The 9,074-nt window shown below is 61.6% G+C and carries 6 protein-coding genes and 1 pseudogene; 2 read left to right on the top strand and 5 right to left on the bottom strand.

Going from position 1 to position 9,074, the window contains the following annotated elements:
- Positions 1-178: 178 nt before the first annotated feature.
- The gene (locus HT737_RS21350; protein ID WP_095667400.1) at positions 179-2,767 is read right to left on the bottom strand and encodes a glycosyltransferase; all 2,589 of its coding nucleotides are present in this window, start codon (positions 2,765-2,767) and stop codon (positions 179-181) included.
- Between the two features lie 382 nt (positions 2,768-3,149).
- Here HT737_RS21350 and tcdA point away from each other — a divergent pair, with 382 nt between their 5' ends.
- Positions 3,150-3,968: a tRNA cyclic N6-threonylcarbamoyladenosine(37) synthase TcdA gene (gene tcdA / locus HT737_RS21355; RefSeq protein ID WP_182403956.1), complete on the top strand. Its 819-nt coding sequence runs from the start codon at positions 3,150-3,152 to the stop codon at positions 3,966-3,968.
- Between the two features lie 116 nt (positions 3,969-4,084).
- Here the strand turns inward: tcdA and HT737_RS21360 are convergent, their stop codons facing one another.
- The 4 genes from HT737_RS21360 to HT737_RS21375 form a co-directional block, all read right to left on the bottom strand.
- Positions 4,085-4,489 carry a SufE family protein gene (locus HT737_RS21360; RefSeq protein WP_131671906.1) on the bottom strand — a complete coding sequence of 135 codons (405 nt, stop codon included), beginning with the start codon at positions 4,487-4,489 and terminating at the stop codon, positions 4,085-4,087.
- Entirely contained in the window at positions 4,486-5,691 is a 1,206-nt protein-coding gene (locus HT737_RS21365) for an aminotransferase class V-fold PLP-dependent enzyme (protein WP_182403957.1), read from the bottom strand. The genes HT737_RS21360 and HT737_RS21365 overlap by 4 nt, the downstream gene beginning before the upstream one ends.
- Positions 5,692-5,838: 147 nt before the next feature.
- Positions 5,839-6,873 (bottom strand): 2,3,4,5-tetrahydropyridine-2,6-dicarboxylate N-succinyltransferase, encoded by a 1,035-nt coding sequence (gene dapD, locus HT737_RS21370; protein WP_007954762.1) that lies wholly within the window; start codon positions 6,871-6,873, stop codon positions 5,839-5,841.
- A 32-nt stretch (positions 6,874-6,905) separates the two neighbouring features.
- Positions 6,906-7,268 carry an ArsC family reductase gene (locus tag HT737_RS21375; protein ID WP_041072357.1) on the bottom strand — a complete coding sequence of 121 codons (363 nt, stop codon included), beginning with the start codon at positions 7,266-7,268 and terminating at the stop codon, positions 6,906-6,908.
- A 293-nt stretch (positions 7,269-7,561) separates the two neighbouring features.
- Between HT737_RS21375 and HT737_RS21380 the strand changes: the two are divergent.
- A pseudogene (locus HT737_RS21380) lies at positions 7,562-9,074 on the top strand (Na+/H+ antiporter); the annotation flags it as partial.

Here is a 9,074-nt window from a genome sequence, read left to right on the forward strand (position 1 = left end):
CCTGTAGGAGCTGCCGCAGGTGTCGATTCTTTTGATTTTGTTTTTTCAAATCTACAGCAAGATCAAAGGATCGCAGCCTGCGGCAGCTCCTACAGGATGTGTTGGCATTGAAAAAGGCGACCATTCTAATGCAAAACGGCGGCCCGAAGGCCGCCGTTTGACGTTCAACAATAACTGATCAAGCGGCGGCCGGTTCAGGCTCCGCCGCCGGTTTTGGCAGCGACGAGAGGAATGCCATGATCAGCGCCGCGACGTACGGCAGCGACTGCACCAGCAGCATCGCCACCCAGAAGCGCATGTCGTTGCTCGGAATGCCTTGCACCAGGTAAATCCCCAGCGCCGCGCCCCACAACAGCAGCATGATGAACAGCTCTTCCCGCGCTTCGGAAATCGCCACCCAGAAGCCGTGGTTGTCGGCATTTTTCGGCGTGCGGAAGAACGGAATGCTGCTGGTGAAGAAGCCATACAGCACCGCTTTGGCGATGGTGTGCGACAACGCCAGCCCGGCCAATGCCGCGCAGAACGCATCCTTGAGGTTCACGCCGACGGCGCGACGGTAGAGGAAGATGATCTTGCCGACCTTGAACACGAACAGCGCCAATGGCGGGATGGCGAAAATCAGCAGCGGCGGATCGACCCGTTGCGGCACGATGATCATCGCCGCTGACCACAACAACGCGCCGACGGTGAAGAAGATGTTCATGCCGTCCGCCACCCACGGCAGCCAGCCGGCAAGGAAGTGGTAACGCTGGCCACGGGTCAGCTCGGTGTCCTTGCCGCGCAGCAGGCTGCGGGTGTGGCGCTTGATGATCTGGATCGCGCCGTAGGCCCAGCGGAAACGCTGCTTCTTGAAGTCGATGAAGGTGTCCGGCATCAGACCCTTGCCGTAGCTGTCGTGGTAATACGCCGCCGACAGGCCTTTCTCGAACACGCGCAGACCGAGTTCGGCGTCTTCACAAATGCACCAGTCGGCCCAGCCCAGCTCTTCCAGAACCGAACGCCGGGTCATGGTCATGGTGCCGTGCTGGATGATCGCGTCGCGGTCGTTACGGGTGACCATGCCGATGTGGAAGAAGCCTTTGTATTCGGCGTAGCAGAGCTTCTTGAAGGTGCTTTCGTTCTGGTCGCGGTAATCCTGCGGCGACTGCACCACGGCGATTTTCGGGTCGGCGAAGTGCGGCACCATGTGCTTGAGCCAGTTCGGGTGTACGCAGTAATCGGAGTCGATCACCGCGATCACTTCGGCGTCCTTGGCGGTGTGCGGAATCAGGTAGTTCAGCGCGCCGCCCTTGAACCCGGCCAGGGGCGAGACGTGGAAGAACTTGAAGCGCGGGCCGAGGGTCGCGCAGTAGTCGCGCACCGGTTCCCAGACTGCCGGGTCCTTGGTGTTGTTGTCGATGATCAGGACTTCATAGTCCGGGTAATCGAGGGCCGCGAGGGCGTCGAGGGTCTGTTTGACCATGTCCGGCGGCTCGTTGTAGCAGGGCACGTGGATCGAGACTTTCGGCCGGTAGTCCGAATCACCGATCACCGGCAGGAATTCCCGCCGACGCTTGTGAATCCACACGGCTTCGGCCAGTTCATGCGCTTCGGTCAGCAACACGATGAACACCCCGAGCGCACCCAACGCCAGGAGGAAACCCACCGTCAGGCTGAACCACGTGCTGTATTGCTGGCTGTAGTCGTAGCCGATCCACACCAGCACCGAACCGCAAAGGAACGCGATAAAGGTCAGGAAGGTCCGGCCGCGCTGACGCAGGGCCGAGCCGTCGATCATCAGCAGGGTCAGCGACAATAGCGCCAGCACCACTGAACCGATGGCCAGCACGCGCCATTGCGGGATCGCCACCACCGGGCCTTCGAAGTTGAATTTCTGCTGGCGCGCGGCGTTGAACACGCCCCAGTAGGCGCCGACCGAACCTTCGTCACTGGCCTTCCACGGCTGGTCGAAGGCTTCAATGACGAAGTAGTTGAAACCTTGACGGTTGAGTTTGTTGACCAGCGTGCGCAGGTAGATCGCCTGATCCGCTGGCGACGCATCGGCGCCACCGCGCATGCGACCGTTGCTCGGCCAGCCGACTTCGGACAGCAGCAACGGTTTTTTCGGGAACAGCTTTTTCAGGTCGCGGGCGCGGTCGAAGACGAACTGCCCGGCCTTGTCCACCGGAATGAATTCCCAGTAAGGCAGCACGTGCGCGGCGATCAGGTCGACGTGTTTGGCCAGTTCCGGGTGTTCTTCCCAGACGTGCCATTGCTCGGAGGTGGTCACCGGCACTTTCACCGCTGCGCGCACGCGATCCAGCAGCACGCTGAGTTGTTCGGCGGTGATTTCCTTGCGGAAAATCGCCTCGTTACCGACCACCACCCGCACCACGCTGCGCGAGGTATTGGCCAGTTCGATGGCGCGCTGGATCTCGCGCTCGTTGCGTTCCTGATCGGGGCTGATCCAGATCCCGAGGGTCACGCGCAGACCAAACTCTTCCGCCAGTTTCGGGATGTCCTGCAGCGAACCGTCAACCGAATAGATGCGGATGTTGTCCGTCAGCTTGCTCATGATCTCCAGATCACGGCGCATTTCATCGTCAGTCGGATACTGATCCTTCTGCGGGAATTGGCCCTGCTGGAATGGCGAATAAGAGAAACCGGAGATCTGCTCCGGCCAGTTGGGCGCGGAGACCGGGCGGTTGATCAGCGCCCAGAAACCGGTGAACAGGGCGGCGATTGCCAGAACCACCACCAGGTTGAGACCAAATTTACGCGATGACATAGCTATTTCGGGTTCCAAAGGCTGTGGAACGGAGGAACGGTTGGCAAGCGCCAAAAGGGCGCGAATCCTACACCGGCAGTTCACTGCTCGTACACCGGACAGGGAAATGCCCGACATTGGGCAGTCCAACCTGATTTAAGTTCTTTAGTAACAGCTTGTAAGAGAAAACTTTGTTATTCAGTTATAGCAATTCCCGGTGGCGAGGGAGCTTGCTCCCGCTGGACTGCGAAGCAGGCCGCTTTTTGAGGGCCGCTTCGCGACCCGGCGGGAGCAAGCTCCCTCACCACAAAGGTTGTGTGAAAACGCCTGCGTTCACCGTTCATAGCGTCAAAGATGCTCTTGGCCGTCGACGGCCCTATAATGCGCGCCGGTTTTTGGGGTAATGGTCATGAGTACAGAAAATCCGCGGTTTGCAGGCATCGCCCGTTTGTATGGCATCGAGGGCCTTGAGCGCCTGCGTGCAGCCCATGTGGCGATTGTCGGTGTCGGTGGCGTCGGTTCCTGGGCGGCGGAAGCCATGGCCCGCTGTGGCGTGGGCGAGATTTCGCTGTTCGACCTCGACGACGTCTGCGTCAGCAACGCCAACCGTCAGCTGCACGCACTGGACAGTACCGTCGGCAAACCCAAGGTCGAGGTGATGGCCGAGCGTCTGCGCGGGATCAACCCGGACTGCACAGTGCACGCGGTTGCGGATTTCGTCACCCGCGACACCATGGCCGAGTACATCACGCCGAACATCGACTGCGTGATCGACTGCATCGACGCCGTCAACGCCAAGGCTGCGCTGATTGCCTGGTGCAAGCGGCGCAAGATCCAGATCATCACCACCGGCGGTGCCGGCGGGCAGATCGATCCGACGCTGATTCAGGTCTGCGACCTCAACCGCACATTCAACGATCCACTGGCCTCGAAAGTGCGCTCGACGTTGCGACGCGACTACGGCTTCTCGCGCACGGTGACCCGTCATTACAGCGTGCCGTGCGTGTTTTCCACCGAGCAACTGCGCTATCCGAAACCGGATGGCAGCATCTGCTTGCAGAAGAGTTTTGTCGGCGACGGGGTGAAGCTCGACTGCGCCGGCGGGTTTGGCGCGGTGATGATGGTCACGGCGACGTTCGGCATGGTCGCGGCGACCAAGGCGGTGGACAAGATTGTGGCGGGTGTGCGACGGCCGGCTGACCGAGTAAAACCTCAGGTTTGATCTGTGAGGCTGATGACCTCATCGCTGGCAAGCCAGCTCCCACAGTTATTGGGTAATTTCACCGCATCTATGAACACCATCGAACCCTGTGGGAGCTGGCTTGCCAGCGATGGCGATTAACCGGCCAACTCATTCATCCGCTGGAGCACGGCATTCAAGCCATTACTGCGCGACGGCGACAACTGCCGCGACAGTCCCAGCTGATTGAACCAGTCCGACAGGTCCACTTGCTGCAACTCGACAGCGCTCAAACCGTTGACCCGCAACAGCAACAACGCCACCAGCCCGCGAATCATCCGCGCATCGCTGGCAGCGCTGAACTGCCAGTGGCCGTCCTGCAGCTCACCCACCAGCCACACTTGACTCTCACAGCCATGCACCCGGTTGGCTTCGCATTTGTCCGCGTCATTCAGCGGCGGCAGACGATCGCCAAACTGCATCAGCAACCGTGCGCGTTGTTCCCAACCAGCGGCATTCTGAAAGGTCTGCAGCGCTTCGGCGGCGGCGAGCGGCAGGTTCATCGCAGCAACTCCAAGGCCTGATCCAGCGCGTCGAAGAAACGCTCCAGATCCTCGGAGTCGTTGTACAGTGCCAGCGACACGCGGATCGCCCCGGCCAGTTCGAAGCTTTTCAGCAACGGCATGGCGCAGTGATGCCCGGCGCGCACGGCAATGCCTTGCTCGGTGAGCAGGTGTGCCAGATCGGCGTTGTGCACACCCTCGACGATAAAACTGGCCAGCGCCAGTTGCGGCTTGCCCAGCAGACGAATGCCGTTACGCGCGGCCAGACCTTGCAGCAGGTAGGCGTGCAGCGCCGCTTCATGGGCCGATACCGCGTCCTGATCCAGCCCGGCCAGATAATCGAGCGTGGCACCGAGGCCAATCACACTGGCGATCGGCGGTGTGCCCGCTTCGAAACCCAGCGGGGCAGGGCGGAAGCGTGCATCGTGATAATTGGCTTCCAGGACCATTTCGCCGCCGAACTGCCACGGCTGCAGTTGCTCAAGCGCCTTGTTGCGCCCGAACAGCACGCCGAGGCCATCAGGGCCGTACAGCTTGTGGCTGGAAAACACATAGAAGTCGCAACCGAGCGCCTGCACGTCGTGCCGACCGTGCACCACACCCTGGGCGCCATCGACCACGGTCAGCGCGTTGTGCGCCTTGGCCATCGCCAGCAGCGCCGGCAAGGGTTGCCAGGCACCAAGCACGTTGGACAGCTGACTGACCGCCAGCAAGCGGGTACGCGGATTGATCAGGCGCACAGCGGCGCCGAGGTCGATCACGCCGTCAGCGTCCAGCGGCAGGATCACCAGTTTCAGTTCGCGACGCTGCGCCAGTTGCTGCCACGGCAGCAGGTTGGCGTGATGCTCCAGGGCGCTGATGACAATTTCATCGCCCGGTTGGAAAAGAGGTTCCAGGCCATAGGCCAGGAGATTCAGCGCGCTGGTGGCACCGTGGGTGAAGATGATCTGCCCGCTGTCACCGGCATTCAGCCACTGGGCCACCTTGAGCCGACTGTCTTCGAACGCCTGCGTGGCGTGAGCGCCGGGCAGGTGTTGCGCGCGATGCACATTGGCCGCGCCATTGGCGTAGTAATGCGTCAGTGCGTCAAGCAGAGCCTGGGGTTTTTGCGTGGTGGCGGCGTTGTCCAGATAGGTCTGGTCTTGCCGTTGCAGGGCGGCGATGGCCGGAAAGTCGGCACGCCAGGGGGAGGGAATCATCATAGGTTCAGCCTGTGAACTTGGGCGGGGTACATCGAACCTTGTGGGAGCGAGCTTGCTCGCGAAAGCGTCGTGTCATTCAGCTCTGTTGTTGACTGACCGGACGCCTTCGCGAGCAAGCTCGCTCCCACAGGGGGATCGTACGGCTGCTTAGTTGTGAGCGTGCAGCGCTTCGTTCAGCTCGATCGCCGATTTGTGGGTTTTGCACTCCACGGCACCGGTTTCCGAATTGCGACGGAACAGCAGGTCGGTCTGGCCGGCCAGCTCACGGGCTTTTACAACCTTGACCAGGTTGTTGTGCTCGTCCAGCAGCGCGACTTTGGTGCCGGCGGTCACGTACAGGCCCGACTCGACAGTGTTGCGGTCGCCCAACGGAATACCGATACCGGCGTTGGCGCCGATCAGGCAGCCTTCGCCAACCTTGATTACGATGTTGCCGCCACCCGACAGAGTGCCCATGGTCGAGCAGCCGCCGCCCAGGTCCGAGCCCTTGCCAACGAATACGCCAGCGGAAACGCGGCCTTCGATCATGCCCGGGCCTTCGGTGCCGGCGTTGAAGTTGATGAAGCCTTCGTGCATCACGGTGGTGCCTTCGCCCACGTACGCACCCAGACGCAGGCGCGCGGCGTCAGCGATACGCACGCCGGCCGGCACCACGTAGTCGGTCATTTTCGGGAACTTGTCCACCGAGAACACTTCCAGCAGCTCGCCGCGCAGGCGGGCTTCGAGTTGCAGCTCGGCCAGTTCGCTCAGGTCGATCGCGCCCTGGCTGGTCCAGGCCACGTTCGGCAGCAGCGGGAAGATCCCGGCCAGGCTCACGCCGTGCGGCTTGACCAGACGATGGGACAGCAGGTGCAGCTTCAGGTACGCCTCTGGCGTCGAGGTCAGCTGTGCGTCTTCGGCCAGAAGAGTGGCGACCAGCGGCTTGTGGCTTTCGGCCAGACGGGTCAGCAGCTTGCCTTGAACGGCGTCGATGCCTTTGACCGCTTCAGCCAGTTGCGCAGCCTGGGCGGTGGTGAAGGTGATGGCCTGGTTGCCTTCGGTGTAGCCGAGGATCGGCGCAACGGCAGCGACCAGTTCTGCCGACGGGTTGAGCAGTGGCTGGGCGTAGAACACTTCCAGCCAGGCACCTTGACGGTTTTGCGTGCCGACACCAAAGGCGATGCTGAACAGAGAGTTGGACATGTGAATACCTCTAGCAATAAGTGACGGGCTGCTTACTTGAGTGCGGCCGCGTAGATGTCTGGCTTGAAGCCAATCAGGGTTCGGTCACCGAGATCGAGCACCGGGCGCTTGATCATCGAGGGTTGAGCGAGCATCAGTTCGATGGCTTTCGACTGGTCGAGATCGGCTTTACGTTCGTCGTCGAGTTTGCGAAAGGTCGTGCCGGCACGGTTCAACACCGTTTGCCAGCCGTGCTCGTTGCACCATTGGGTCAGGTGCTCACGGTCGATACCGGCAGTTTTGTAGTCGTGAAAGTCGTAGCTGACAGCGTGTTCATCGAGCCAGGTGCGCGCCTTCTTCATGGTGTCGCAGGCTTTGATGCCGAAAAGGTGCAACGTTTTACTTGAAACGGTCAAGGAATCGCCCCCTTTACAGGTGCTGGAAAAAAATGGTGTCGGATTATGCCATGACCAACGCGTTTCGGGCGGCCACGGTTGTCGTAACGCTGCAAAACCTGTGGGAGCGAGCCTGCTCGCGAAGGGGCCGTGTCAGGCAATATCTCTGTTGAATGAGACTCCACGTTCGCGAGCAGGCTCGCTCCCACAAAGGGACTGCGTTCCAGCAGTGCGACATAGGTGCAACGGTCAGACGTATCCTGAGCGGCTAATATGACCGTTCAACGCTGTCGATTGTCTGAGATTTCCGCTTTATGCAAACCGCTTACACCGTCCTTATCCTGCTGATGCTGGTCAGCGTCTCGCGGCTGGTCGGACGGGTCATCCCGCTGCCGCTGCCCCTGGTGCAAATCGCCGCCGGTGCCTTGCTGGCCTGGCCGACATTGGGCCTGCACGTGGCGCTGGATCCGGAGCTGTTCCTGTTTCTGTTCCTGCCGCCGCTGCTGTTCTCCGATGGCTGGCGGATGCCCAAACGCGAGTTCTGGCATTTGCGTGGGCCGATCCTGACGCTGGCGGTCGGCCTCGTGCTGTTCACCGTGGTCGGTGCCGGGTACTTCATTCACTGGCTGTTGCCGACAATTCCACTGCCGGTAGCCTTCGCGCTGGCCGCGGTGCTGTCGCCGACCGACGCCGTGGCGGTGTCGGCGATCTCGCAGAACCGTTTGCCGACACCGCTGATGCACATACTGCAGGGCGAAGCCTTGATGAACGATGCTTCGGGTCTGGTGACGTTCAAGTTTGCCCTGGTTGCGGCGGTCACCGGAGTGTTCTCACTGGCCAATGCCAGCCTGACCTTCGTGCTGGTGGCGGTCGGAGGCTTGGCCGTCGGCGTGGTGCTGAGCTGGCTGGTCGGGCGTTTGCGCGCGTGGATGATCGCCCGGGGCTGGGACGATCCGGCCACCCACGTGGTGTTCATGTTGCTGCTGCCGTTCGCGGCTTATGTGTTGGCCGAGCGGTTGGGCGCTTCGGGCATCCTGTCGGCGGTGGCGGCGGGGATGATGCAGAGCTGGCTCGATCTGTTGCCACGACAGACCAGCACTCGCTTGCTCAACCGTAGCGTCTGGTCGCTGCTCGAATTTGCCTTCAACGGTCTGATCTTTCTGCTGCTGGGCCTGCAATTGCCGGACATCATCAAAGCGGTGGTCAGCCACGAGCCGACGTTGTGGCCGACGCTGCTGTACCGAGGTCTCGACGTGGTGGCGATTTTCCTCGCGCTGGTGCTGTTGCGCTTTATCTGGGTGCAGAGCATCTGGCGCCTGTCGGTGCTGCTGCGCCGTTTGCGCGGCAAGGGCGACCTGACGCAAGTGCCGACCGCGCGATCCTGCTGGCTGCTGACCGTCGGCGGTGTGCGCGGCGCGGTGACGCTGGCCGGTGTGATGTCGGTGCCGATGTTGATGGGGGCCGAGGCGTTCCCCGAGCGCGATCTGCTGATCTTCATCGCCGCCGGGGTGATTCTGTTGTCACTGATTTGCGCCTGTATCGCTTTGCCATTGCTGCTGCGCGGGATCGAGAAAAGTCCGGACGACAAGCGCCGTCAGGAAGTGCGCGACGCCTGGCGCAAGACCGCCGAGGCGGCGATCCATGCGCTGGAAACCGAAGAGGTCGCGCCGCAGGATGCTGCGCAGGCAGCGCTCTCGGCCGAACTCAAGGCGCGGATCATGTCCGAGTACCGGCATCAGCTTGAGGTGTTCAACGATTCGGCGGAAGCCCAGGCGCTGGCGTTCCAGATGGATCTGCTGGAGCGCCGTTTTGCGACTCAAGGCGTTG

This window comes from Pseudomonas sp. MD195_PC81_125 (assembly GCF_014060985.1).
GTDB lineage: Bacteria > Pseudomonadota > Gammaproteobacteria > Pseudomonadales > Pseudomonadaceae > Aquipseudomonas > Aquipseudomonas parakoreensis.

Bases quoted from the DNA above. Each gene is read 5' to 3' on its own strand.
- HT737_RS21350 (WP_095667400.1), bottom strand. From the start codon at position 2,767: ATGTCATCGCGTAAATTTGGTCTCAACCTGGTGGTGGTTCTGGCAATC.
- tcdA (WP_182403956.1), top strand. From the start codon at position 3,150: ATGGTCATGAGTACAGAAAATCCGCGGTTTGCAGGCATCGCCCGTTTG.
- HT737_RS21360 (WP_131671906.1), bottom strand. From the start codon at position 4,489: ATGAACCTGCCGCTCGCCGCCGCCGAAGCGCTGCAGACCTTTCAGAAT.
- HT737_RS21365 (WP_182403957.1), bottom strand. From the start codon at position 5,691: ATGATGATTCCCTCCCCCTGGCGTGCCGACTTTCCGGCCATCGCCGCC.
- dapD (WP_007954762.1), bottom strand. From the start codon at position 6,873: ATGTCCAACTCTCTGTTCAGCATCGCCTTTGGTGTCGGCACGCAAAAC.